The organism is Nonomuraea antimicrobica, from assembly GCF_039536965.1.
Taxonomy (GTDB): Bacteria; Actinomycetota; Actinomycetes; order Streptosporangiales; family Streptosporangiaceae; genus Nonomuraea; species Nonomuraea antimicrobica.
Genome location: NZ_BAAAZP010000188.1, coordinates 22,224 through 46,996, shown reverse-complemented (window position 1 = coordinate 46,996; position 24,773 = coordinate 22,224). Strand labels below are relative to the sequence as shown.

At 72.4% G+C, this 24,773-nt stretch carries 20 protein-coding genes; 6 read left to right on the top strand and 14 right to left on the bottom strand.

Annotated features, from left to right (window positions below; genetic code table 11):
- Positions 1 to 14 precede the first annotated feature (14 nt).
- A complete protein-coding gene (locus tag ABD844_RS43190; protein ID WP_344892328.1) occupies positions 15 to 710 on the bottom strand; it encodes a GntR family transcriptional regulator in 696 nt (231 codons plus the stop codon).
- Positions 711 to 803: 93 nt separating this feature from the next.
- Between ABD844_RS43190 and ABD844_RS43185 the strand changes: the two genes are divergently transcribed.
- The gene (locus ABD844_RS43185; RefSeq protein WP_344892321.1) at positions 804 to 2,114 is read left to right on the top strand and encodes an MFS transporter; all 1,311 of its coding nucleotides are present in this window, start codon (positions 804 to 806) and stop codon (positions 2,112 to 2,114) included.
- A gap of 97 nt (positions 2,115 to 2,211) precedes the next feature.
- On the top strand, positions 2,212 to 2,412 hold the full coding sequence (locus tag ABD844_RS43180; RefSeq protein ID WP_344892318.1) for a hypothetical protein: 201 nt from the start codon (positions 2,212 to 2,214) through the stop codon (positions 2,410 to 2,412).
- A 38-nt stretch (positions 2,413 to 2,450) separates the two neighbouring features.
- On the opposite strand, the gene ABD844_RS43175 is transcribed toward ABD844_RS43180, so the two are convergent.
- The 8 genes from ABD844_RS43175 to ABD844_RS43140 form a co-directional block, all read right to left on the bottom strand.
- A complete protein-coding gene (locus tag ABD844_RS43175; RefSeq protein WP_344892315.1) occupies positions 2,451 to 3,455 on the bottom strand; it encodes an enolase C-terminal domain-like protein in 1,005 nt (334 codons plus the stop codon).
- An 11-nt stretch (positions 3,456 to 3,466) separates the two neighbouring features.
- Positions 3,467 to 4,849: an MFS transporter gene (locus ABD844_RS43170; protein ID WP_344892312.1), complete on the bottom strand. Its 1,383-nt coding sequence runs from the start codon at positions 4,847 to 4,849 to the stop codon at positions 3,467 to 3,469.
- Between the two features lie 63 nt (positions 4,850 to 4,912).
- Positions 4,913 to 5,098 carry a TetR/AcrR family transcriptional regulator C-terminal domain-containing protein gene (locus tag ABD844_RS43165; RefSeq protein ID WP_344892309.1) on the bottom strand — a complete coding sequence of 62 codons (186 nt, stop codon included), beginning with the start codon at positions 5,096 to 5,098 and terminating at the stop codon, positions 4,913 to 4,915.
- Positions 5,099 to 5,133: 35 nt separating this feature from the next.
- Complete coding sequence (locus tag ABD844_RS43160; protein ID WP_344892307.1) at positions 5,134 to 6,291, bottom strand: VWA domain-containing protein; 1,158 nt, start codon at positions 6,289 to 6,291, stop codon at positions 5,134 to 5,136.
- Entirely contained in the window at positions 6,288 to 8,543 is a 2,256-nt protein-coding gene (locus ABD844_RS43155; RefSeq protein WP_344892305.1) for a DUF5682 family protein, read from the bottom strand. The genes ABD844_RS43160 and ABD844_RS43155 overlap by 4 nt, the downstream gene beginning before the upstream one ends.
- Before the next feature lie 224 nt (positions 8,544 to 8,767).
- On the bottom strand, positions 8,768 to 9,832 hold the full coding sequence (locus tag ABD844_RS43150) for an AAA family ATPase (RefSeq protein WP_344892302.1): 1,065 nt from the start codon (positions 9,830 to 9,832) through the stop codon (positions 8,768 to 8,770).
- Complete coding sequence (locus ABD844_RS43145) at positions 9,829 to 11,184, bottom strand: DUF5691 domain-containing protein (protein WP_344892299.1); 1,356 nt, start codon at positions 11,182 to 11,184, stop codon at positions 9,829 to 9,831. Before ABD844_RS43145 ends, ABD844_RS43150 begins: the two co-directional genes overlap by 4 nt.
- Positions 11,185 to 11,326: 142 nt before the next feature.
- On the bottom strand, positions 11,327 to 13,090 hold the full coding sequence (locus ABD844_RS43140; protein WP_425568751.1) for an SWIM zinc finger family protein: 1,764 nt from the start codon (positions 13,088 to 13,090) through the stop codon (positions 11,327 to 11,329).
- An 11-nt stretch (positions 13,091 to 13,101) separates the two neighbouring features.
- Between ABD844_RS43140 and ABD844_RS43135 the strand changes: the two genes are divergently transcribed.
- From ABD844_RS43135 to ABD844_RS43125, 3 genes are all read left to right on the top strand, one after another.
- On the top strand, positions 13,102 to 13,647 hold the full coding sequence (locus ABD844_RS43135; RefSeq protein ID WP_344892296.1) for a cupin domain-containing protein: 546 nt from the start codon (positions 13,102 to 13,104) through the stop codon (positions 13,645 to 13,647).
- Between the two features lie 155 nt (positions 13,648 to 13,802).
- A complete protein-coding gene (locus ABD844_RS43130; protein WP_344892293.1) occupies positions 13,803 to 14,720 on the top strand; it encodes an alpha/beta fold hydrolase in 918 nt (305 codons plus the stop codon).
- Positions 14,721 to 14,971: 251 nt separating this feature from the next.
- Complete coding sequence (locus tag ABD844_RS43125; RefSeq protein ID WP_344892290.1) at positions 14,972 to 16,510, top strand: aldehyde dehydrogenase family protein; 1,539 nt, start codon at positions 14,972 to 14,974, stop codon at positions 16,508 to 16,510.
- A gap of 54 nt (positions 16,511 to 16,564) precedes the next feature.
- Here the strand turns inward: ABD844_RS43125 and glnII are convergent, their stop codons facing one another.
- Complete coding sequence (gene glnII / locus ABD844_RS43120; protein WP_344892287.1) at positions 16,565 to 17,584, bottom strand: glutamine synthetase; 1,020 nt, start codon at positions 17,582 to 17,584, stop codon at positions 16,565 to 16,567.
- 84 nt (positions 17,585 to 17,668) lie between these two features.
- A complete protein-coding gene (locus ABD844_RS43115; RefSeq protein ID WP_344892284.1) occupies positions 17,669 to 18,154 on the bottom strand; it encodes a hypothetical protein in 486 nt (161 codons plus the stop codon).
- An 83-nt stretch (positions 18,155 to 18,237) separates the two neighbouring features.
- On the opposite strand from ABD844_RS43115, the gene ABD844_RS43110 reads away from it, so the two are divergent.
- Positions 18,238 to 19,728 (top strand): LLM class flavin-dependent oxidoreductase, encoded by a 1,491-nt coding sequence (locus ABD844_RS43110; protein WP_344892281.1) that lies wholly within the window; start codon positions 18,238 to 18,240, stop codon positions 19,726 to 19,728.
- Here the strand turns inward: ABD844_RS43110 and ABD844_RS43105 are convergent.
- From ABD844_RS43105 to ABD844_RS43095, 3 genes are all read right to left on the bottom strand, one after another.
- A complete protein-coding gene (locus ABD844_RS43105; protein WP_344892278.1) occupies positions 19,725 to 20,906 on the bottom strand; it encodes a TerC family protein in 1,182 nt (393 codons plus the stop codon). The genes ABD844_RS43110 and ABD844_RS43105 overlap by 4 nt on opposite strands.
- A 110-nt stretch (positions 20,907 to 21,016) precedes the next feature.
- A complete protein-coding gene (locus ABD844_RS43100; RefSeq protein WP_344892273.1) occupies positions 21,017 to 23,917 on the bottom strand; it encodes an AAA family ATPase in 2,901 nt (966 codons plus the stop codon).
- 10 nt (positions 23,918 to 23,927) lie between these two features.
- Entirely contained in the window at positions 23,928 to 24,614 is a 687-nt protein-coding gene (locus ABD844_RS43095; protein ID WP_344892270.1) for a hypothetical protein, read from the bottom strand.
- Positions 24,615 to 24,773: the final 159 nt, after the last annotated feature.

The following is a 24,773-nucleotide window of genomic DNA, read 5'->3' as shown; positions in this document are numbered from 1 at the left end:
GCCGGGGCGCGCGGTCAGCCTGCCGGGGTGTGGAGGAAGCGGTCGCGGGCGGCCGTCAGGTGGTCGCGCATCGCCTGCTCGGCCGCCCCTGCGTCGCCCGCCGTGACGGCCTCGACGATGCGGGCGTGCTCGGCCAGCGTGGGTTCGCCGCTGCGCCGGCCCTCGTACTCGATCCGGAAGAGGTGCAGGTGGCTGTGCGTACGCTGGAGCGACGCGCGCAGCGCGGGACTGCCCGACAGCTCCGCGACCAGGTCGTGGAAGCGGGCGTCGTGGGCCACGATGTCGTGGTAGTCCTCGTACCGGGTGCCCTGGGGGGCCCTCGACTGGCTGCCCAGCTCGGCGCGCAGGCGGGCGGCGGCCTCGGGGGTGATGCGCCCGGCCGCGCCGGCCGCCGCCCACGGCTCCAGGAGCAGCCGGAGCTGGTAGAGGTCGGCGACCTGCTCGGAGGTGAGCACCGGGGCCACCGAGTAGCCGCGCAGCGCCTCCTTGGTGAGCAGGCCCTCCGACTCCAGGGCCGCGAGCACCTCGCGTACCGGGGTCTGTGAGACGTCGAGCAGCCTGGCCACGGCGTAGATGTTGACGCGGGCGCCCGGTTCCAGGTCGCCGTCCATGATCAGGCTCTTGACGCGTTCGTAGACGTCTTCGGTCAGTACGGTGCGGCGCGCGGCGCGTACCCGCCCCTTCAGGCGGCTCTCCAGCTCACTGGCCACGACCACACTCCTGATGACGACCCTTGACGGACATAGTGAACTCTAGGCAACATATCCGAAATATCCAATAGGAAATAGTACTGAGGATCGCCGATGGCCCCATCCCTCCGGAGAACCGTCCGCGGCCGGCTGCGCTGGTACATGATCAGCTACGTCTTCGCCGGTCTCGTCATCAACTATCTCGACCGGGCGAGCCTGGGCGTCGCGCTGCCGTTCATGGGAGAGACCTTCAATCTCACCAAGACCGAAGAGGGCATGATCCTGGCCGCGTTCTTCTGGTCGTACGACTTCTTCCAACTCGCCGCCGGCTGGTTCGTCGACCGCTACGGACCGCGCAGGACGTTCACCTTCGCCGCCGTGTGGTGGTCGCTGTTCACCTCGCTGACGGCGCTGGCGAGCAGCTTCGCGTCACTGTTCGGGGTCCGGCTGCTGCTCGGCATCGGGGAGAGCCCGGCCGCCACCACGAGCGCCAAGGTCGTGGGCCGCTGGTTCCCCCGGCACGAACGCGCGCTGGCCACCGGGATCTGGGACTCGGGCTCCCGGGTGGGCGGCGTCATCGCGCTGCCGGTTGTCACGGGGCTGATCGCGTGGCTGGGGTGGCGCTGGACGTTCGCCGTCATCGGGGTCGTGGGGCTGGTCTGGGCGTTCGGGTGGTGGCGGGCGTACCGGGATCCGCAGGAGCACCCGAAGATCACGGAGGAGGAGCTGACGTACCTGCGTGAGGGCGGGGCGCGCGGCTTCGAGGGCGACGACGAGGGCGAGGGGGACCGGATCCGCTGGCGGGACCTCTTCCGCTACCGCACCATCTGGGCGATGATGCTGGGCTTCTTCTGCCTCAACATGGTCGTCTACTTCTTCCTCACGTTCTTTCCGACCTACCTGGTGGAGGAGCGGGAGTTCAGCCTGCTGAAGCTGGGCCTGTTCGGCGCGATTCCGGGGCTGGTGGCGATCTGCGGCGAGTGGCTGGGCGGCTGGCTGGCCGACCGGCGCATCGCGGCCGGCGACTCGGTGACGAAGGTCAGGAAGCTGTTCATCTCCGGCGGGTTCCTCGTCTCGACCGTGATCGGCGTGGCGGTGTGGGTGCCGGAGGCGTGGATGGCGCTGGCGCTGCTGTCGGTCGCGTACGCGGGCTCGACGTTCGCCGCCGCCAACATCTGGTCGCTGCCGGCCGACGTCGCCCCGGCCGACCGGCACGTGGCCTCGATCGGCGGCATCCAGAACTTCGCCTCCAACTTCGCCGGCATCATCAGCCCCATCATGATCGGCGTACTGGTCGACCGGACGTCGTCGTTCACCGTGCCGCTCATGGTGATCGCGGGGGTGGCGCTGCTGGGCGCGTTCACGTACGCGGTGATCCTTAAGCGGGTGGAGCCCATCGGCCTGCGCACGTCGGCGGGAGCGTAAAGAACCCGCCTTGCCGCTGTGGCGTACCGGCCGGGGCCGCGAGCGGACATGATCTCCTGGGCGATGTCATCACCGCATCTCACCCAGGAGGTCCATCATGCACCGTCGCGCCCACCTGATCGCCGCCGCCCTGGCCGCCGCCTCCATCGTGCCGATCGCCGCACCGGGCGGCACGACGACCGGGCTGGTGGACCGGGTGCACAACGTCAGGGACGCGGTCATCGAGGCGGGCTCGCGCTTCCACGGCCTGGCCGAGATCCTCACGGGCGTCAGCGTGCACAGCACGCTCCCGCTCTGACCGTTCCCGCCGGACGCGCGTGACCGTAGGGCGGCCGATCACGCGTGGAACGACTCCTTGGCCAGCCGCCGCAACCGCGCCTCGTCGATGTCGTGCCCAAGGCCCGACTGCGTCAGCGGGACGGCGATCATCCCGGCGCTGGCGTCCACGATGGGCGTGACGATCTGGTTCTGCCGCGGCGGCTGCGTGACGTCGCACGGCAGCGTGCACCCCGGCAGGCTCGCCACCGCCACCGTGGCCGCCCTGGCCAGCCCGGCGCCCTGGCCGCCCGTGCACTGGATGTCCCAGCCCGCGGCGGCGGCCCGGTCGTGCGCGCGCCTGACCTCCGACAACGACGGGAACGCGGCCGGCCGCAGCAGCAGCACGCGCGCGGCCCGCAGCGCCAGGTAGTCGTCCAGCTCCGCCGTCGAGCCGACCTCGACCGCCACCGAGGCGGCCACCTGGTCCTGGAGCGCGGCGTGGGTGTAGAGGTCGGAGGTGGCGAAGGGCCGCTCGATGACCCCGAGGCCGTAGGAGTCGAGCGCGACGAGCTGGCCGAGGTCGGTGTAGGCGTTGCCGCAGTCGACGGCCAGGGGCAGCGCAGGGTACGTCTGCCGCACCGCGCGTACGGGCTCGACGTCCCAGCCGGGCCTGATGTCGAGCGTGACGTGCCCGTATCCGGCGCAGACCTGCTGGTTGACCCGGGCCACGAGGCTCTCCACGGACGCGTCGGGGGCCAGGCGCACGGTCGCCATGAGGGACGTGCGGGTGCCGCCGATCGCCTCGGCGAGCGGCACCCCGCGCATCCGCGTCCACAGGTCCCAGCAGGCCATGTCGACCGCCGGGTCACCGCTCGGCACGGTGTCGGGATGCTCCCAGTCGACCCCGATCAGCAGCGCCGCCAGGCTCTCCTCCAGCTTGGACCAGGTCTTCCCCCCGGGCGCGGTGGCCTCGCCCCACCCGGTCATGCCGCCGTGGTCGGTGAGCTTGACGAGCAGGCTCTCCGACCTCCTGCCGTAGGGCAGGACCAGCCGGAAGACCTCAAGCTCCCGCACTCGCGGCATGTCCCCCCCTTTTATGACGCGACTTCCTCCATAGTGCCCGCTCCGGCGGCCTGCACAAAACGGGGGGCCAGCAGGAACGCCACCACGGCCAGGACGACGGTGAACACGAGACCGGCGAGATAGCTGCCGCCCGTGGCGGTGAACAGGGCCCCGCTGACCGCCACGGCCACCACGGTGAACACCGACTCCCCCACGCCCACGGCAGCGCCGTTCTGTCCCTCCTCGCCCTCCTTGGACATCTTCAGCACAAGCACAGACACGGTCGGGTGCAGCGCGCCGATGCCGAGCCCGGCGACGGCCATGGCGACGTACGCGACCGCGAGCGGCATCGAGTCGACGAGCACGAGCGTCACCATCGCGATCCCGACGGCGATCATGGCGGCGCCGCCGCGGACGGCGGCCATGTTGCCGATCGTGCCACGGCCCTTGATCCAGGAGCCGGTGGACCAGCCCAGCGCCCCGATGGTGAGCACGATCCCGGCCCCGGTGGCGGACAGGCCGCGCTCGTTCATCAGCATGAGCGGGATGAGCACCTCGGCCGCCATGAGCGAGCCGTAGGCCAGGCCGCGCAGGACGGGCGCGGTGGGCAGGCCGGGGGCGGCCCGGAGCGAACCGGGGAGCAGCAGCTTGGGCAGGGCCACGGCCAGCAGGACGACGCCGATCGCGAGCAGGGGCAGGCCGGCCAGCTTGAGCGCGCTGCCGTACTGGATGAGGGCGGCGGCGACGGCGGTCACCGTGGCCCAGACGAGCTTGCGGCCGAGGCCGGGGGCGGGCTCGGCGATGCCGTTCTCGATGGCCCGGCCCGCGGTGCCGCGCCACAGCAGCAGCGCCGACGGGATGACGATCAGCGTGACGCCCAGGAAGATCCACCGCCAGTCGGCCTTCTCCACCACGAAGCCGGCGATGGCCGGGCCGACCATCGAGGGCACCACCCAGGCCGCCGAGAACAACGCGAACACCTTGGAATGCATCGCCCCCGGATAGACCCTGGCCACCAGGACGTACAGGGCCACCTGGGTCAGCCCGGTGCCCAGCCCCTGCACGAACCGGCCCGTCACGAACAACTCCATCGTGGGCGCGAACCCGGCCAGCAGCAGCCCGGCCACGAACGCCCCCACACCCACCCCGATGGGCTGGAGCGGCCCCCGCACGTCGCTCCACCGCCCGCCCAGCACCGTCGCGATCACACTGGCCGCCAGGGTGGCGCTGAAGGCCAGGTTGTACAGGGACATGCCGTCGAGCTCTCGCGCCACCACCGGCATCGCCGTGGCCACCGCCATCGCCTCGAAGGCCAGCAACGTGACCAGCGCGACCAGGCCGATGCTGAGCGCCCGGTAGCGCGGCGACAGCACGCCGGCCGGGGCCGCCACGGTTTGTTCAACAGTCGTAGTCATGCCCCGCAACGTATGGCGAAGCCCCAGGTCGGCACATCGGGCGCGGGGCCTAGGCATTTAGCCCTAAGGCGGGCCCGCACCCTTGGGCATGCGGGCCTCGATGCCGTCGAGGAGCAGCTCCAGGCCGTATCGGAAGCGGCTCTCCCCGTCGTCGGCGACGAGCGCGTCCACGCGTTCGCTCAGGCACGGGAAACGGTCCGGCGGCAGCGCCCGGTAGTAGCCGGTGAGACGCCGACTTCTTCGGCACACGATGGCAGTGCGGGGGCGCTGGCCGCAGCCGGCCCTCACGGGGCGGAATGGTGTTCGGCCCACCGGACGATGTCCCGCCGCTCGATCGCGGCCGCCATCAGGTCGGGGAAGGCGTCGGGCGTGCACGCGAACGCGGGCACGCCCATCGCGGCCAGCGCGGCGGCGTTCTCGTGGTCGTAGAACGGCGCGCCCTCGTCCGACAGCGCCAGCAGCACGATCACCTGGACGCCCGCCTGCGTCATCGCCGCCACCCGGCGCAGCATCTCCTGCCTGATCCCGCCCTCGTACAGGTCGCTGATCAGGATGAAGATCGAACCGGCCGGCCGGGTGATGAGGCCCTGGCCGTAGGCGACGGCCCGGTTGATGTCGGTCCCGCCGCCGAGCTGGGTGCCGAACAGCAGCTCCACCGGGTCGTGCAGCTTGTCGGTGAGGTCCACCACCGCCGTGTCGAACACCACGAGCGACGTCTTCAGCGACCGCATCGACGCCAGCACCGCCCCGAACACGCTCGCGTAGACCACCGACGCCGCCATCGACCCGCTCTGGTCGATGCAGAGCACCACCTCGCGCTGCACCGAGCGCTGCCTGCGGGCGTAGCCGACGAGCCGGGAGGGGACGACGGTGTTCCGCTCGGGCAGGTAGTTTCTGAGGTTCGCCCTGATCGTACGGTTCCAGTCGATGTCGGCCACCCGCCGGGGGCGATGGGTCCTGGCCGAACGGTCGAGCGCGCCCGTCACCGCCGCCCTCGTCCGCTGGGCGAGCCTGCGCTCCAGCTCCGCCACCACCTTGCGCACCAGGGCCCTGGCCGACTCGCGGGCCTGGTCGGGCATGACCTTGTTGAGCGCCAGCAGGGTGCCCGCCAGGTGCACGTCGGGCTCCACGGCCTCCAGCATCTCGGGTTCGAGGAGGAGCCTGGTGAGGTCGAGTCGCTCGATCGCGTCCTTCTGCATGACCTGGACGACGGTGGACGGGAAGTACGTACGGATGTCGCCCAGCCACCGGGCCACTTTCGGGGCCGAGGCGCCCAGCCCGCCCTCCCGGCCCACACCGTCGGGGCCGCCCCGGTCATAGACGGCCGCCAGCGCGGCGTCCATCCGCGTGTCCGCGCCTTCCAGGCCGTGCCCGGTGCCGTCGGCCGGGCCGCCGCCCAGCACCAGCCGCCACCGCCGCATCCGCTCATCCGCCGCGCTCATGTGCCCGTCCTTCCGATGATCATACGGACGGTGGCGGCGGCCGCCGCGGCACGCCGCTCGTCCAGGTCGGGCCCGCCCCGCCCATCGCCCCGCCCGCCAGCCCACTCACCGGCCCGCTCACCGGCGCCGGCCGAGCGGAGCCGCTCGCCGATGGCCCGGCGCTCCGGTGCCTCGAAGGCGCCGAACGTACGGCGCAGCAGCGGCAGCACGTCGGTGAACTGCTCCGGCGGCAGCCCGGTCAGCCAGCCGTCCACCAGCCCCAGCAGGCGCGAGTCGTGCACCAGCAGCAGCCCGCCCCCGCCCAGGAACCCCTCGACCCACGCGGCCGACCGCGCCGGGACCTGCCCACGGGACATCGCCCTGGACATGCGGTCACCGGCGTCGTCCAGCTCTCCGGCGTCCAGCAGGATCCTGGTGAGCCGCCCCTCGATGAGCCCGTGCAGGTCGTGCCGGTCGCTGATGCCGCGCAGCGTCGCCATCCACCGCTCCCGCGCGCGCGACCCGTCGGCGGCGCCGTCGGCCGGCAGCGCGACGGCCGAGTGCACCGCGTCCACGTGTTTGAGCAGGTCGGCCGCCGCCTCGTCGGCCACGCCGGTGACGGCGACCGGCAGCCCGACGCAGATCCGTTCCAGCATCGACCGGACGATCACCGTCAGCCCCTCCGCCGACGTCCCCCGTACGTCGCCGTAGCGGTGTGCCCGCACCATCGCGGGCAGCGCCGCCATGAGCCGCGTGACGTCGGTGTCGAGCGCGGCCTTGGCCGACAGGGCCGCCAGCACCCCGGGCAGCGCCTCCGGCAGGTCGGCGAGCAGGCACCGCTCCACCAGCGACGTCAGATCGGCCAGCGTCGCCGACGCGGCCCCCGCCAGGTCATGGGCGCGCTGCGCGGCGGCGGCGCGCACGGTCGTGCCCAGTGCGGCGTGCTCGATGAGCGCGAGGTCGTGCTCGGGACGCCACCGCAGGGTCCACGTCTCCCTGAACGTCCCCTTGCCGCGCGCCTGCCCCGGCGTGCCCCAGTCGACCGCGAGCAGCCTCAGCCGGTGCAGCAGGTGGCTGCGGTCGAGGTCGAGGGGCTTGCGCAGGTCGAGGTCGATCTCTCGGTCGGGCGCCGCGGGCTTGAGCTTCAGCCGCCGCTGCTGCTCGCGCAGGTCGCGCTGGAGCGGCACCATCGGGGTGCCGTCGGAGACGTGGCCGAGCCGGTCACCGACGACCAGTCGCCGCTGGATCAGCTCGACGGCCAGGTCGTCGCCCTCGCACAGCACGGCCCTGGCCGCCTCGGTGACCTCGCCCAGCCCGGCCAGCGGCCGTCCGCGCAGGGCCGCCAGGCTGTCGGCCAGCCGGACGGACTCGATGACGTGCGCCGACGACACCGGCAACCCCTCGTCGCGCAGCACCGCCGCGGCCTCGGTGAGCCAGCGTTCCACGGGCCGGTCGGGTGTCTCGAACAGGTGGTGGTACCAGCCGGGCGAGGTGATGCCCGCGCCGTAGCCGCTCCACGAGGCCAGCCGTCCGTACGTCCACGGCACCCACGTCAGCTCGGCCTTCACCTTCGGCAGGCCGCGCAGCACGGCGTTGTCGGCCGCGGCGGACGGCAGCGGGCCGGTCAGCGCGGGCACGTGCCAGGCGCCGCAGATCACCGCGACCCGGCCGAAGCCCTGCTTGAGCACCGCGCGCAGAGTCCTGCGCATGTACGCCTCGCGCCTGGCCTCCCGCTCGCCGGGCACGTGACCCTCGCGTACGGCGGCCATGGCCTCGGCGATCACCTCGAACGGCGTGTCGCCGCCCCGGTGCTCGACGACGTCCTCCCACCAGCGCTCGGGATCGTCGTACCCGGCCGCGGCGGCCAGGGAGCCGATGGGGTCGATGGGGTCGGCGAGGTCGGCGGGGTCGCCGGACGGCCGGCCGGGCGGCGGGTCGGATCCGGGCTGGGGGTCGGGGTCGGGGTCGAGGCCCGGGGCCAGGGAGTGGGCGGCAGGCAGGTCGCAGAAGCGCACCGGGATCCCGGCGGACGTGCCGTACTGGATCGCCTGCCACTCCGGCGAGAACACGGCGAACGGCCAGAACGCGGCACCCGCCTGCCCCCCGGGCACGTGCGCGAGCAGCGCGACCGGCGGTTCGAGGCCGGGCGCGTACTTGACGAGGGCGTCGGCCTCGGGCGGCCCCTCGATGAGGATCGCGTCGGGGCGCAGGCGGTGCAGCTCGCGCCGCACGGCCCGCGCCGAGCCGGGCCCGTGATGGCGTACGCCCAGCACGAAAACACCAGGACCGCCCTGCGAGGAGACGCCAGGACCGCCCCGCACGGAGACGCCGGGACCGCCCGGGGCAGGGACACCCGGCCCACCCGGGACGGAAGTGCCCGGCCCACCCAGGACAGGAACACCCGGCCCACCCGGGACAGAGACGCCCGGCCCACCCAGGGCAGGGACGCCCGGTCCGCCCTGTGCGGTAATGCCCGGGTCGTCCGGGTGGGGGGCGTTCATGACACCTCGCGGCAGGCGCGGTAGAAGTCGCGCCAGTCGCCGCGCTCGCGGACCACGGTCTCCAGGTATTCGCGCCACACCACCCGATCGGACACCGGCTCCTGCACCACCGCCCCCACGATCCCGGCCGCCACGTCGGACGGCCGCAGCACGCCGTCGCCGAAGTGGGCCGCCAGCGCGATGCCGTTCATCAGCACCGAGATGGCCTCGGCCGTGGACAGGGTGCCGCTGGGCGACTTCACCTTCGTACGCCCGTCCTCGGTCACGCCCGCGCGCAGCTCCCTGAACACCGTCACCACCCGCCGGATCTCGGCCTGCCCCGTCGTCGTGGCGGGCAGCTCCAGGGACCGGCCGAGCTGGGCGACGCGGCGGGCGACGATGTCCACCTCCTCCTCGGCGGTGGCCGGGACGGGCAGCACGACGGTGTTGAAGCGGCGGCGCAGCGCGCTGGACAGCTCGTTGACGCCCCGGTCGCGGTCGTTGGCGGTGGCGATGACGTTGAAGCCGCGCTCGGCCTGCACCTCGCGGTTCAGCTCGGGGATAGGCAGCGTCTTCTCCGACAGGACGGTGATCAGCGCGTCCTGTACGTCGGACGGCATGCGGGTCAGCTCTTCGACGCGGGCCACGCGTCCCTCGGCCATGGCGCGCATCACCGGCGACGGGGTGAGCGCCTCGATCGAGGGGCCCTCGGCCAGCAGCCGGGCGTAGTTCCAGCCGTACCGGATGGCCTCCTCCGCGGTGCCCGCGGTGCCCTGGACGAGCAGCGTCGAGTCGCCGCTGACGGCGGCGGCCAGGTGCTCGGACAGCCACGTCTTCGCGGTGCCCGGCACGCCGAGCAGGAGCAGCGCGCGATCGGTCGCCAACGTGGCCACGGCCACCTCGACGATGCGGCGCGCGCCCACGTATTTGGGGGTGATGCGGTCGCCGTCGCCCAGGATGTACGTGGTCACGGCCCACGGCGACAGCTTCCAGCCCGGCGGCCTGGGACGGTCGTCGTCCTTCGCCAGGACGGCGAGTTCTTCGGCGTACTGGTCTTCCGCGTGCGGGCGCAGAACGGTCATGGGGCGAGCTCCTTGTACATGTCAGCACGGAAACGCAGCAGGGCGGCGACCTGCTGAACGGGCTCGGCGGGCGAGAAGTCCTCCGCCTGCTCGTACAGGGCCGGGTCGATGTGCTCGCCCGCCAGCTTGACGAGTTCGGCGAGGTTCCACGGCTGCGTCGTGTTCACCTTCACGATCTTGCGGAGGACGGCCGTGGCCAGGCCCTCGTGCCAGTGGCACGACACCCCGCCGAGCACCATGATCAACTGGCTGTCGAGGTCGTGGTCGTCCACGAACCTGGCGGCCAACTCCTGCTGCTCCGCGGGCGGAAGGGCGTCGAGCAGATCGGCGATCGGGTCCCAGCCGAACATGGCCCGCGCCCATCCGGGGTCCTTCTGCAGGACGGCGGCGCGTACCCAGGCGGCCTTCACCTCGGTGTCCCAGTCGGGGATCCGCATCGCGAGCAGCCGGGCGGGCGGGTGCTCCCAGACTGCGAGGGGGGCGCGGGCGATGATCTGCTGCAGCCACCAGGCGCGCTCACCGGTGCCGCGGGGCGGCTTCGGGCGTACGCCGTCGCGTTCCATGGCCTTGTCGCAGGCTGTGGGGGCCTCGATGGCGATGACGTGGCCGGTGCCCTCGCGCCGGATCGTCACGCAGGCGCGTACCCGCTCGGCCATCCGCCGCGACAGGCGCGCGGCGGGCAGGCGGGTGAGCAGGTTGGCGGCGGACTGGCGCACCTCGCGGCGGCGGTCGTCGAGCGCCCGCTCCAGGAACGGCTCGTCGTCGATGCTCAGCCCTTCGGCCAGCACCTCCACGAACTCGGCCCGGTCGTCGGGCGTCTCGCGCTCCCACGTGCTCTCCAGGAGCGCCCTGGCCTGGACGGGGTCGGCCGCCCTGAGCGCGCGCAGGTGGGCCCGCCGGTCGGCGGCGCCGCCCAGCTCCCACGTCTGGCCGGTCGGCTCTTCGAGGAGGTAGCCCCAGACGGGGTTGAGCCCGGCCAGCCAACGGCCCCGCCGTCCGGCCAGCACGCCGAGGTGCCCTCTGATCGAACGGTCGCGGCGGCCGCGTTCGAGCAGCTCGGGCAGTACGTAGGCGGGCGCGCGGCGGCCGGTGGCCGCCGCCGCAGCCAGCCATTCGGGCAGCAGCCGCTCGTGCTCGCCACCCAGGATCCGGACGAGCCGCTCGGCCGCCCGCCTGCCCACGGCCTGCCGTTCCTCGGCGGGAGCGTTCTCCTGCTCTCCCGCCTCCCCCGCCCGCCGCCCGGCCCGCCGCCGCGCCACCTCGACGGCGGCGGCCTGCAGCAGGTCGCCCTGGTGGGGCCGACGATCGGTGCCCACCAGCGCCGTCGAAACAAGATCATCCCACTCGCTCACCGGACCACCACCGATCCCCCGCCGTACGGACAGTTCACCCGGCCACCACCGATCCCCCCGCCAGGCGGGCCAACCACCGACCCACCGCCATGCGGACCCGTCACAAGATCAACGCCGAGCTGCCCGTCGTCGCACCGGCTGGTCAAAGGATCACCGCCGTTCCTTCGTCGTCCCAGGTGGTCAGGGGGCGCAGACCGTGCGGGGTCCACTCGACGGCCACGGTCAGCGGGCGTCCTCCGGAGACGGCGATCAGCCGCCAGGGGTCGCGTGAACGCGGGTGGAGCGGAAGCCCGCCGATCGCCGTACGCTCCGGCACCACGCCGGTCAGGACCAGCGGCCAGGAGTCGGTCCACGGGTCGTCGGCCAGCGCCCCGGCGATCTCGTCGAGCGCCTCTTCCGGCGGCCCCCCGGACGGCGGACCGGACGGCGGACCGGACGGCGGACCGGCGCGCCCGGCGCGCCCGGCCGCAGGGAGGGCGGCGTCCCCGGCCACGGGGAGGGCGGCATGTCCGGCCGCGGGGGCGGCGTCGCGTGGAGCCGCGGGGAGAGTGTCGTGGCGGACCGTGGGCGAGGTGTCGTGGTGAGCCGTGGGCGAGGTGTCCTGGTGAACCGTGGGCAGGGTGTCGTGGCGGACGGCCACCAGGGCGCGCAGCGGTGCGGCGCCCGGGTAGTAGGCGAGGTCGGCGTCGATCGTGGTGCCCGTCACCAGGGACGCGTCCAGCGGGCGGCCCTGGGCGGCGAACGACAGGATCAGCGCGGGCCTGCCGGTGCGGTGTCCCCGCAGCCAGACACGGCGGGCCGTCAGCCCGTCCTGCACCTCGTCGCGTCGTCCCAGCACGTGCCAGTGGTCGCGTACCGTGGGGCCGACCAGCACCTCTTCCCTCGTGACGGGGAACCCGACGCGGATCAGCACGGTCTGCGCGAGCGGCTCCGGCAGCTCGGAGCGCCGCCGGTAGGCGACGGCGAGCAGGTTGATCAGCGCGTACTCCTCCAGGAGCCGCCCCGGCCAGCCCTCGCCCGCGCGCACCCGGGACAGCCGGGAGACGACCCCGGCCACGCCGGGGGCCTGGGCGTCGATGAGCCGCTTGGCCAGGCCGTCCCAGTCGTGCTCGACGGCCCCCACCAGCCCTTGGCGTATCTGGTCGGCCAGCCACCGCTCCAGCTCCACCAGCCCGGCGGCCACCCGCCCATGACGCGCCGCCCCCGCCCCCACCACCCCCGGCCCGGACCCGGACCCGGCACCTTGAGCCCCGTCACCCATCCCGGCACCCGCCCCGGCCCCGGCCCCGTACGTCTCGGTGTCCGCCACCGCTTCGGAGGTCTCGGCGTCCGCGCGGATCTCGCCGGTGCCGGCGTCAGCACGGGCGGCGTCGAGGCGGGCGGCGGCTTTCGCGGCCCGCTCGGCCCGGCCGTCGAGCCACTCCGTCACCCACTGCGGCGCGGTTTCCCGCGCGGGGATCCCGTCGGCCGACCAGAGGAGCAGGAGCCCGAGCGCATGCTTGCACGGGAACTTCCGGCTCGGACAACTGCACCGGTAGGCGGGCTCGGTCAGGTCGACGCACGCCCGGTAGGGGACGGCGCCGCTGCCCTTGCACTCGCCGTACAGGACCGTGCCCGTCGTGCCGCGCGCCGACCACTTCGCGGGCGTCGCCACCCCCTGCGCCGCCTTCCCGGACGACGCGTCGGAGGCGAGGGCGAGCACCTGATCACGGCTCCACCGTTCGATCACCTGCCGCAGACTAGCCAGCCTGACCGACATTTCGCGCCACTCCCGCAACATCCGGAAGCGGGCCACGGTCACGTCCGAGGGCGTGACCGAGGGCGTGACCGAGGGCGTGACCGAGGGCGTGACCGAGGGTGGTGCGGCTGCGGTTCGTGGAGCGTCGTCCGCCTGGAACGTCCCCATAGACTCTGCCTGTGGAGTTGTCGATCTATCCTGACGGGCCGTCCGTCGAGGTGCCCGACGAGGCGGCGGCGTTGGCCAGCGCGCTCGACGGGCAGCTCGTCCTCGACGGCGATCGTTTCCTGCGCAGGGACGTCACCGGCGCGCCTGTCGCCTTCGTCACCCGCCCGCCCGTGGCTGAGGCGCTCGACCTGCTCCCCCATCCCGAGGGTGGCTGGTTTCGCGAGACGTGGCGGTCGCCCGTGACGTTCGCGCCCGACGGGTACCCCGGGCCCCGGGCCAGCGCCACCGCCATCTACTTCCTGTTGCGGCCGGGCGAGGAGTCGGTGCCGCACGCGGTCAGGTCCGCGGAGCTGTGGTTGTGGCACCGGGGCGGGCCGCTCGATCTGACGATCGGGGACGAGACGGTCACGCTGGGGCCCGACGTCGAGCGCGGGCAGGTGCCGCAGGCGATCGTGCCGGGTGGGGTGTGGCAGTCGGCGCGTCCGGCGGGCGCGGAGGAGGTGCTGGTGACCTGCATCGTCTCGCCCGGCTTCGACTTCGCCGACTTCACGGCCTGACTTCACGGCTTGACTTCGCGGTCTGACTGCACGGCCGGCTTGCAGTCTGCTTCGCGTGGGATATGGGTGAATCGTCCGTTCCGGCTCGCTCGCTGTAAATATTGGAAATGAAGTATTTGATCGCAAAATTCAAATAAGTCGATATATTGATGTCCATGATCGCCATCGACGGGAAATTCATCAGCTCCGGAAATGTGCGGCTGTGGACCGAACGGTTCGGCGACCCCGGTGACCCAGTGGTGCTGCTCGTCATGGGCACCTCCACCCCCGGCCTGGGCTGGCCGGCCGAACTCGTGGGAACCCTTGTGTCCAGCGACCGGCAGGTGATCCGCTTCGACCACCGTGACACCGGCCGCTCCGACTGCGTCGACTTCACCGCGCACCCGTACGCGCTGGCCGACCTGGCCGGTGACGCGCTCGCCGTGCTCGACGCGTACGACGTCACCCGCGCCCACGTGGCCGGCGCCTCACTGGGCGGCGCGATCGCCCAGTGGCTGGCCGTACACCGCCCCGAGCGGGTGGCGACCCTGACCGTCATCATGTCCGGCCCCCTGGGCGCCGACGCCGGGCCCGCCTGGGCACGCGCGCTGGCGGGGCGGGACCCCAACCCTGACGACCTGCCCCCGCCCGCACCCCGCTTCATCCAGCACCTCGCGCGCTCGGCCACCGCACCCCGGGCCACCCGCGAGGAGATCATCGCGGCGAACATGGAGACCTGGCGGGTACTGAACGGCGACGTGCTGCCCTTCGACGAGGCGGCGGCCCGGCGCCTGGCCGAGGAGTCCTTCGACCGTTCCGCGAACCCCGCCGCCGCGGCCAACCACGACCTGGCAGGGCGCGTGATGACCAAGGACCGGTGTGTCCCGCTGTTCACCGTACGGGCCCCCACGCTGGTCGTGCACGGCACCGAGGATCCCCTGCGCCCACTGCCGCACGGCGCCGCGGTGACCGCCCAGATCCCGGACGCGCGACTGGAGACCATTGAGGGGATGGGCCACTCGTTCCTGTCGCCGGGGCTGCCGGGCAGGATCGCCGAACTCATCATTCGTCACACGAGTCAACAAACGAGTTGATGCGGAGTTGACACCAGGGCCAAAGGGGCGGCTGTATTGCCGAGGTCCATTCCGAGAAAGGCGTTCCCGGGCACGGCACACCCCGGCGAAGGGAAATCCGGCCGCCCCGGCCCGACGAATTCCCGCAGTGCGACGGCCCGGTCCCGCGCGGCCCCGCGGCCGCCCGGCGATCCGCGCCGTCGCACCGCGCGACCTTGGGTTTTTTCCTGCGGGATGGTTGTCTGTCCGGAGGAACTATGAGGAGGGCACCGGTGAGCCGTCAGATCGTTTCCATCGTCGGAGGCAAGGACGCCGCGAGCACCGCGACGTACGAGTCCGTCAACCCCGCCCGCACCGGCGAGGTCGTGGCCCGGATCGGGCTGGCCGACGCCGGCACGTTCGCCGCCGCCTGCCGCACCGCCAAGGAGGCGCAACGCGAGTGGGCCAGGGTGCCCGCCCCGGTGCGCGGGCGAGTGATCGCCTCCATCGGGCGGCTGGTGGAGGCCAACGCCGAGGCGCTGGCCCGGCTGGTGACCGAGGAGATCGGCAAGCCGTACGCCGAGGCGCTGGGCGAGGTCAGGGAGATCGTGGACACGTGCGACTTCTTCCTGGGCGAGGGCCGCAGGCTGTACGGCCAGACGGTCCCGTCGGAGATGCCGGACAAGAACCTTTTCACCTTCCGCACCCCGGTCGGCGTCGCGGCGGTCGTCACGGCGGGCAACTTCCCGGTGGCCGTGCCGTCGTGGTATCTCGTTCCGGCCCTGCTGTGCGGCAATGCCGTGGTCTGGAAGCCCGCCGAGTACGCCGCCGCCTCCGCGCACGCCATGTTCCGGCTGTTCGTGGCGGCGGGCCTGCCCGACGGCGTGCTCAACCTCGTCTTCGCGGACGGCGCCGAGACGTTCGGCGGCCTGGAGCTGGCGCTGGGCGAGGGCAGCGTGCAGAAGGTGGGCTTCACCGGCTCCAGCGAGGTGGGCCGCAAGATCGGTGAGCTGACCGGCCGCCACCTGCAGTCGGCCTGCCTGGAGCTGGGCGGCAAGAACCCGATGGTGATCATGCCGGACGCGGACCTGGACCTGGCGGTCGAGGGCGCGCTGTTCTCCGGCTTCGGCACCGCCGGTCAGCGCTGCACCAGTCTCGGCACCGTGATCGTGCACGAGAGCGTCCACGACGCGTTCCTCGACAGGTTCGCGCGGGCCGTGGACGCGGCCGGCATCGGCGACCCCACCACAGACGTGCTGGCCGGGCCGCTGCTCGACGGCAAGTTCGCCGACCGATACGAGGAGTACCTGACCTGGATCCAGCCCCACCAGCGGGTCGTCACCGGCCCCACCGGCCGCATCACGAAGGACAACCCGCGCGGCGGCTTCGACGGCGGCGAGGGGCTCTACTACCACCCGGTCGTGGTCGACGGCGTGCGGCCGGGCGACCGGCTGTTCATGGAGGAGACGTTCGGCCCGATCGTGGGCGTGACCACGTTCGCGACCATGGACGAGGCGATCGAGCTGGCCAACCTGCCCGGCTACGGCCTGTCGAGCTCCATCTACACCACCGACCCCAAGCACGCCTTCCGCTTCCGCGAGGGCGTCTCGGCCGGCATGGTCAGCGTCAACAACTCCACCTCGGGCGCCGAGGCGCACCTGCCGTTCGGCGGCAACGGCAAGTCGGGCAACGGCAGCCGCCAGTCCGGCGTGTGGGTGCTCGACCAGTTCACCCGCTGGCAGGCGATGAACTGGGACCACTCCGGGAGGCTGCAGAAGGCGCAGATGGACGTCGCGGAGATCGTCCCCGACCTGGGCTTCCGGCTGGCATGAGAAACGGGGCCCCGCGCCGGGGCCCCGTCGCTCAGTGGCGGATCAGGTGCCGGGTCAGACCTGGCCGGCCTTCTCCAGGGCCGCGCAGCAGGTGTTCACCAGCAGGCGGGTGACCACGTACGGGTCGATGTTGGCATTGGGACGGCGGTCTTCGATGTAGCCCTTCTTGTCCACCTCGACCTGCCACGGGATGCGCACGGAGGCGCCGCGGTTGGAGACGCCGTAGCTGTACTTGTTCCACGGGGCGGTCTCGTGGTGGCCGGTGAGGCGCAGCTCGATGTCGGCGCCGTACTGGGTGACGTGCTCCATGGGCTTGTCGCCCTCGCCGAGCGCCTCGCAGGCGGTGACGATGGCCTCGTAGCCCTCGCGCATGGCCTTGGTGGAGAAGTTGGTGTGCGCGCCGGCGCCGTTCCAGTCGCCGCGGGCGGGCTTGGCGTCGAGGGTGGCCTCGACGCCGAACTCCTCGGCGGTGCGGTAGAGCAGGTAGCGGGCGACCCACAGGTGGTCGGCGACCTCGGTCGGGCCCGCCGGGCCGACCTGGAACTCCCACTGGCCCGGCATGACCTCGGCGTTGATGCCGGAGATCTTCAGCCCGGCGGCGAGGCAGCGGTCGAGGTGGAGCTCGACGATCTCGCGGCCGAACACGGCCTCGGCGCCGACACCGCAGTAGTAGTGGCCCTGCGGCGCGGGGAAGCCGCCTTCGGGGAAGCCGAGCGGGCGGCTGCCCTTGAAGAACGTGTACTCCTGCTCGATGCCGAACCAGGAGTCCTGGTCGGCGTACTGCTCGGCGACGGGGCGCAGCAGGGCGCGGGTGTTGCTCGCGTGCGGCTCGCCGTCGATCTCCTCGACCTCGCACAGGACGAGAACGTGGTCGCCGCCGCGGATCGGGTCGGGGCAGGTGAACACCGGGCGGAGCACGCGGTCCGACGAGTGGCCCTCGGCCTGGTTGGTGCTGGAGCCGTCGAAGCCCCAGACCGGAGGCTCGGCTCCGTCGGCGAGGATCTTCGTCTTCGAGCGCAGCAGAGCCGTGGGCTCGGTGCCGTCGATCCAGATGTACTCAGCCTTGTAGCTCACGTCGGTCCTTTCGGGGTTCTTCTCAGCCACGCCGAGTCTTCCGGATGGCCGTTTCCCGGGTTTTGCCCGAATGTGAACGCCGTGTTAATCGGCCGACTCCCGGAGCGTGCCGTCGGCCTCGACCGTGAGCACGGCGTTCGGGCCGCCCTCGCCGCACCGCGGGCCGTTGGGGAAGCGGCCCTTCGGGGTGACGGCCACCGTCCGCTCCAGGATCGGCTCGGATCCGGCGTCCCGCAGCGTCAGGCGTACCTGCACCTGGCGCTTGGGCAGCCCTTGGACGTCGCCGAACCCGTGCTTGTCAGCGGTGGGCACGGCCGAGACCCCGCAGGAGTCGCCCGAGCAGGTCTGCGTGCCCGGCCGGGTCGACGGGTACAGGTCGGCCCGCGTCCGCTCGCACGAGCCGTCCCAGCACACCTCCATCTCGGCGGACTCGGCGCGCGCCGCCAGCGGCGCCTTGACGTTGACGGACACGCCGACCGGGGTGCCGATCGCCGTGCAGATCACCTCGTCGGAGCAGGCGGCCGTCAGGAGGAGGGCGAGCAGGAGCGCGGGCGCGGCGAGTCGATGCACACCCCTAAGACGTGGGGCAGCGGGAAGCGGTTCGCGGCATCGTGCGACCATCGAGTTCGGGGGGGCGATTCGGGGGGATTGTCATGCACGATCTGTGGTTCGGCGCGTTCCTGTCGCCCGAGGCCGCCGGGCGGGAGCGGCTGCTGCGCCACGTCACGCTGGCCGACCGGCTCGGCCTCGACCTGGTCGGGGTCCAGGATCATCCGTACCAGGCCGGTTTCCTGGACACCTGGACGCTGCTGTCGGCCGTCGCGGCGCGTACCGAGCGGATCCGGCTGGTCCCCGACGTGGTCAACCTGCCGCTGCGGCCGCCCGCCGTGCTCGCGCGCGCCGCGGCCTCGCTCGACCTGCTCAGCGGCGGCCGGGTGGAGCTGGGGCTGGGCGCGGGCGCGTTCTGGGACGCGATCGCAGGGATGGGCGGGCCCCGGCTCTCGCCCGGCGAGTCGATCGAGGCGCTGGCCGAGGCCGTCACCGTGCTGCGGGCCCTGTGGACGCCGGGCGAGCCCGTGGTGTTCGAGGGCGTCCACTACCGGCTCGGCGGCGCGCGGCCTGGCCCGCTGCCCGCGCACCCGATCGGCATCTGGATCGGCGCGACCAGGCGCAGAATGCTGGAGCTGACCGGGCGGACGGGCGACGGCTGGCTGACCTCCTCCTTCCACAGCCCGCCCGAGGCGGTGACCGCGCAGGCGAGGCTGCTGGACGCGGCGGCCGAGGACGCGGGGCGCGATCCGGCCTCGATCCGCAAGGTGTACAACGTGGGCGGCTCGTTCTCGCCGCTGCCCGGGCCCGGCTTCCTCGACGGGCCCGCCTCGTTGTGGGCCGAGCAGCTCACGGAGCTGGTGTTCGGGGCGGGGATGACCGGGTTCGTGCTGGCGCCGGGGGTGGAGGCCGAGCGGGACCTGCGGACGTTCGCGGAAGAGGTGGCCCCGGCCGTGCGCGAGGCGGTGGCCGGTGAGCGCGGCGGGCCCGCGCCCGAGCCCGCCGCGTGGCCCGTCACGATCGCCGAGCTGCGGGACCTGGACGAGGCCGGACGGCCGCGCGCCGCCAGGCGGGACCCGGCGGCGCTCACCCCCGAGCAGCAGCGGCTGGGCCGGCACCTGGTGCACGTGCACGACGGCTACCGGCAGGAGCTGCGGCAGGTCCGCGACGCGGTGGAGCAGGTGGCGGCGGCCCGGCCGGACACGACCGCGCAGGGTTCGGCGGTCGACCGGCTGAGCGTGCGGCAGAACCACTGGACGCTCGGCACGTTCTGCGCCACGTTCCACCGGCTGCTGACCGTGCACCACACGGTCGAGGACGAGTCGTTGTTCCCGGCCGTCCTGGAGAGCGACCCGGCGCTGGCGCCGGTGATCAAGAAACTGCGGCAGGAGCACGAGGTGATCGCCGAGCTGCTCGGGCGGCTGGACCAGGCGTGCATGGAGCTGCTGCGCGATCCCGGGCGCATCGACCGGGTCAGGGCCAGGGTGGACCGGCTGGCCGACGTGCTCACCTCCCACTTCGCGTACGAGGAGGAGGAGCTGGTCGAGCCGATCGCCCGCCTGGGGATCCGGATGGCCGTACCGGCGACGGCCTAGGAGCCCGTGGCGCGCTCGTGTTCCTCGTGGGCCCGGCGCAGCAGGTTCGTGAGCCTGTCGTCGGCGCGGACGCGCTCGCGGTACGCCCCCGGCAGCCTCCCCAGTTGCTCCTCCCCGGCGCGCAGCCGGCGGAAGATCTCCTCGCGCACCTGCGGGTCTCGCTCGACGTCGAGGTACTCCTGGGCGTGCCGGCGCACGGTGGAGATCGTGTTCTGGGCGCGGCCCTTGGGGCTGGCCAGCGAGGCCACCACGGTCACCACCAGGACACCGATGATCACCATCAGGGACAGGCCGGTGCTGATCTCGACCACCTTCACCGGCTCGCCCTCGTTGATGAACGCGACGTTGTTCTCGTGCAGCGCGTGCAGGATCAGTTTGACGCCGATGAAGCCGAGGATCACGGCCAGGCCGTAGCTGAGGTAGATGAGGCGGTTCAGCAGGCCGTCGATGAGGAAGTAGAGCTGGCGCAGGCCCAGCAGGGAGAACGCGGTGGCGGTGAAGACGATGTAGACGTTCTGGGTGAGGCCGAAGATCGCGGGGATCGAGTCGAGGGCGAACAGGATGTCGGTGCCGCCGATGGCGATCATGACGAGCAGCATGGGCGTCATGACGCGGCGGCCGTCCCGTACGGTGAACAGCCTGTCGCCGTCGTACTCGTCACTCGTACGCAGCAGCCTGCGGGCGGCGCGGACCATGAGGTTGTCCGGGGAGTGGCTCTCCTCGCCCTCGGGCTTGAGCAGGTTGCCCGCCGTGAGCAGCAGGATGAGGCCGAACAGGTAGAACACCCAGGCGAACATGTTGATCAGCGCCGCGCCGACCAGGATGAACCCGGTGCGGGCGACCAGCGAGAAGACGATGCCGAACAGCAGCGCCTTCTGCTGGTCGGCGCGCGGCACCTTGAAGCTCGACATGATGACGAGGAACACGAAGAGGTTGTCGACCGAGAGCGCCTTCTCCGTGACGTAACCGGCGAAATACTCGGCGCCGGACTCCGAGCCGCCCAGCAGCCAGATGCCGACGCCGAACAGCAGTGCGATGCCGACGTACAGGGCCGACCACAGCGACGCCTCGCGCAGGGTGGGGACGTGCGCCCGGCGGACATGGAAGACGAAGTCGAACAGCAGCAACCCGACGATTGCCAGGATCGTCAGCCACCACACCGCGGCGGTTACGTCCACTCGATGGCTCCATGTCGTGCGGGCCGTCGTGGGGAGCGGCGACTGCCGGCGGGCGCGAACTCGTGTCGTCGCAGGTGCTACCCGGCTCCGGCGAGCCCCAAGCCCGCGCGTCAGGTGTGGTGGCCGGTGCCGTTGCCGTCGTAGCCGAGCAGGCGCATGGCCGTGTCCGGGTCCATCGCGGCGGCCAGGAGCTGGGCGCGGGCGTGGGCCTGGTCGCGTTCCCGCTCCGCCCTGGCCTGCGCCGTGCGTACGCCCTTGATCGCGACGAACGCCAGCCCGCCGCCCACGATCACCGCCACGATCATGACGAACAGCAGGAACAGCAGCCCCGGCGAGGCCACCCCGGACGAATCGCCCGCCCCGGAGCCGGTGCCGCTCGGCGTGCCCGTCACGGCCAGCGCGGCGATGATCGACAGCGCCACGAGCCCGAGCAGGCTGACGACGACCACCCAGACCCGGCCCGCACCCCGGCGCCCGGTCCTGTCCCGTCGCGGCGGCGCGGCGTACGCGGCGGGTCCGGACGCGCCGACCACGACGGGCGACACAGACGAGGGCGGCGCGACGGGCCCCCAGGGGACGAAGTCCGGCCTGTCGGACCGCGCGAGCGGCAGTGGCGGCTGACCGGGCGGCACGGCGTGCACGGTCCGCACACCGGGCCCGCCGTACGAGACCGGCACCACCCCGACCGGCACCGTCCCACCCGGCAGCGTCCTGCCCGGTGGCGCCCCGACCGGCGCCGTCCCGACCGGTGCCGAGCGCGCCGGGGGCGCCGGATACCTGGGCAGATCGCGACCGATCGTGCCGTGCTCCCTGTGCGCCCTGGCCGCGTCCCGGTGATAGTCCTCCAGCTCCCGGTACAGCTCCTCGGACGCGTACACGGTCCCGTCGACCAGCGGCCCGCGCTCGCGGCGGATGACCGCCACCACGTCGTCATCGTCGAGCGTCCTGTACGCCTCCAGCGCGTGCGCCAGGCAGAGCACCTCCCTGCGGTGCTCCTCCAGCAGCCGCCCGGCCCTCTCCAGCAGCCGCGCGAGGTCGCCCTCGACGCGCTCCCCCCGCACGGCCCCGCCGCCCGCGATCTCCAGCTCCTGGAGCGCGGGCAGCGAGGCGACGCCCACGCCCATCCCCCAGGACGACTCCATCAGCGCCGTCAGGTACGTGGCGGAGTAGAGGTCGCCGGAGACGCCCGAGGAGCTGTCCTCGCCGAAGAACATCCGCTCGCCGGCCAGCGAGGCCAGGGAGACCATGATGTCGGCCTCGTGCTCGGACTTCCACCGGGTGAACCGGTCCTCGGGCTTGATCGAGGCGACCAGGCCCAGGTGGTCGGCGCCCTTCTCGATGGTGGCGACGTCGATCTCCAGGTGGCGGCGGGTCGCGTACGCCACGACGGCGTGGCACGCCTCGTGCACGGCCACGGCGTGCCGTTCGCGGTCGATGTACTCGGCGGCCTCGGGCGGCCCGAGCTGCTTGAGCCGCCTGGCGCGCAGCACGTCGGACCAGGTGACGACCTCGCGGCCGGCCCGGACGGCGGTCATGAGCGACTCGTTGACCAGGTCCTTGATCGTGGCGCCGGTGGCGTGGGGAGTGATCGTGGCCAGTTTGTCGATCTGCCCGGGGGTGAGCTCGTGCCACACCTTGCCGAAATACCCCTGATATGTCCGCACCCGCCCGGCCCTGGACGGGTAGCCGACCTGATAGATGCGGTCGATGCGGCCCGGCCGCAGCAACGCCTCGTCGAGCGCGTCGGGCCGGTCGGTGGCCATCACGACGAGGATGCGGTATTCGGGCGGCGGTTTCGGCCGCATGCCCAGCAGCCGCCGCACGGACCGGTTGACGGACCCGCGCGGCCGCTTCAGCCCGGACAACTCCGTGAGCAGCGCCTGGAGCGTGCCGGTGTCGCCGCTGTCCGCGAGTAGCCCGCCAGGGAGGAGACGGTCACGCCGGCCGGGCTCCTCCTCGCCGGGCCGCCCACCACGGAACGCGAGCATCTGGCGGGTGGCCTCGGACAGGTAGCTCATCCCGTGGCAACCGGCCGGGCCGTCGGCAGGTCCTGACGGGCCCTGCCGGGCCGGGCGTCCCCGCCTGCCGAGGGAGTCGGCCTGGTCGAGGAAGACGATCACGCCGCCGTACCGGAGCGCCAGCTTGCGCAGCCTTCTGAACAGCGACCTGACCTTGAGAGAGCCGAGGCCCGTGAACGCGCCGGGCCCCGCGAACACGTACGGTTTGCCGGTCTCTCCGGCCACGGCCTCGGCCATGAGGGTCTTGCCGGTGCCCGGCGGGCCCCACAGCAGCAGGCCGCGGGGCACGTACCCGCCGCGCCGCTCGATCTCGCCGGGCCGCTCCAGGAAGACGATGTCCTCCCGGAGGCGCTCGACCACGTGGTCCTGCCCCCACACGTCGGTGAAGCGGGTCCTGACGTCGTCAGGGTGGTACGTCTCGACCCCCGCCCTGGACAGGACCCAGAACAGACCGATCAAGAAGGCGAGCAGGAGGACGACCGCCACGATGACCGGCGGCGCCCGCCAGAGCAGCCCCGACGCCCGGAACAGCGCGGTGAACGGGCTGACCTCCAGCAGGGCCCCCAGCGCCAGGGCCGACAGCACGACGAGGAACACGATCTTCAACGCCCGCGCCAGAAGGAAGCGCGTCCAGTCGCCGAAGCGGCGGCGCGTCCAACGTCCGAACCCGCCGAAAACCCCGTGGCTCCAGAAGCGGTGGTAGCCCGGCCAGTGCGCACCGACGAGGAAGTGCGCCTGCCTGACGGCCTCCGCCCCGAGCAGCCAGAAGATCCACTGGTGTCCCAGCGCGGCGTGCCCGGCGGCCTCGGGGAAGGTGACGATGCCCTCGAAGTCGGCCATCACCTTCCAGGTCAGGACGAGGTAGGCCAGCACGAGGAGGACGAGGAGCCTGCTCCGATCCCACCACCGCATCCCCGTCCTGGCCGCGGTGCCGGAATCGGCGGGCCCGCTGCCGGGGGCGCGCAGCCCTTCGCGGTCGATCGTCCTGGTCACTGGCGCTCCCTCATCCGGGCAGCCGGAGCAGCTTGAAAGAACTCGCGATCTGGTCGAACTCCGCGGCGCGTGCCCTGAAGCAGGCCGACCGGCAGCCGATGAGCATGACGGAGACCGTGGCGCCCCTCTCGTCGAGGATCGCGGTGTGGTCGAACGTCTGCACCTCGGCGCCGATCTGGTAGTTGAAGCGGACGTGCACGCCCCGCGCGCCGCCGTCCAGGGTCAGCACCTCGTCGCTGAGGGGTTCGAAGCGGTTGAACAGCGGAAGCTGGTTCGCCTCCAGGGCCTGCCGTACGTATCGCAGGCGCACCTGCTCCGTCACCGGGAGGACGAAGTCGCGCAGCCCGTTCAGCGAGACCGTGTCGCGCTGTTCCGCGGTGAGCTGGTGCACGGTGGCGTAGACGAACGGCTCCGCCGAGCCGAGCAGGTGCTCGACCGACGGGTCCGCCGACCGGTCGAAGGCCGTCGACCACACCCGCTGGGCGCGCAGGAGCGCCGCCTGCGAGTTGGGGTGGTCACCGGACAGGTACAACTCGATCGGGTACGCGTCGAGCTGCGTGAACGTGGCGGGCACCTTGAAGTACGTCGTGCCGCCCCTGTCCCGTACGTAGGTGAACTCCGGCTGCCCGCACGCGGACAGCGCCAGGGCTGCGACGATGAGCGCGGTCAACACCCGTGCCGTTCTCACCAGGCTCACCACGGGCTTACCTCCGCTTCACGGACCAACGGAGTTGTTGTGCCCGCTTTCAGGTGGAATGAGCCGGATGAGCGGTGAAAAATCTTGACCAAATCTTGGCCGTACCTTGGCTTTACTTGTTACAGATCAACAAGTGGCTGGAATCCGGGCCGGGGACGC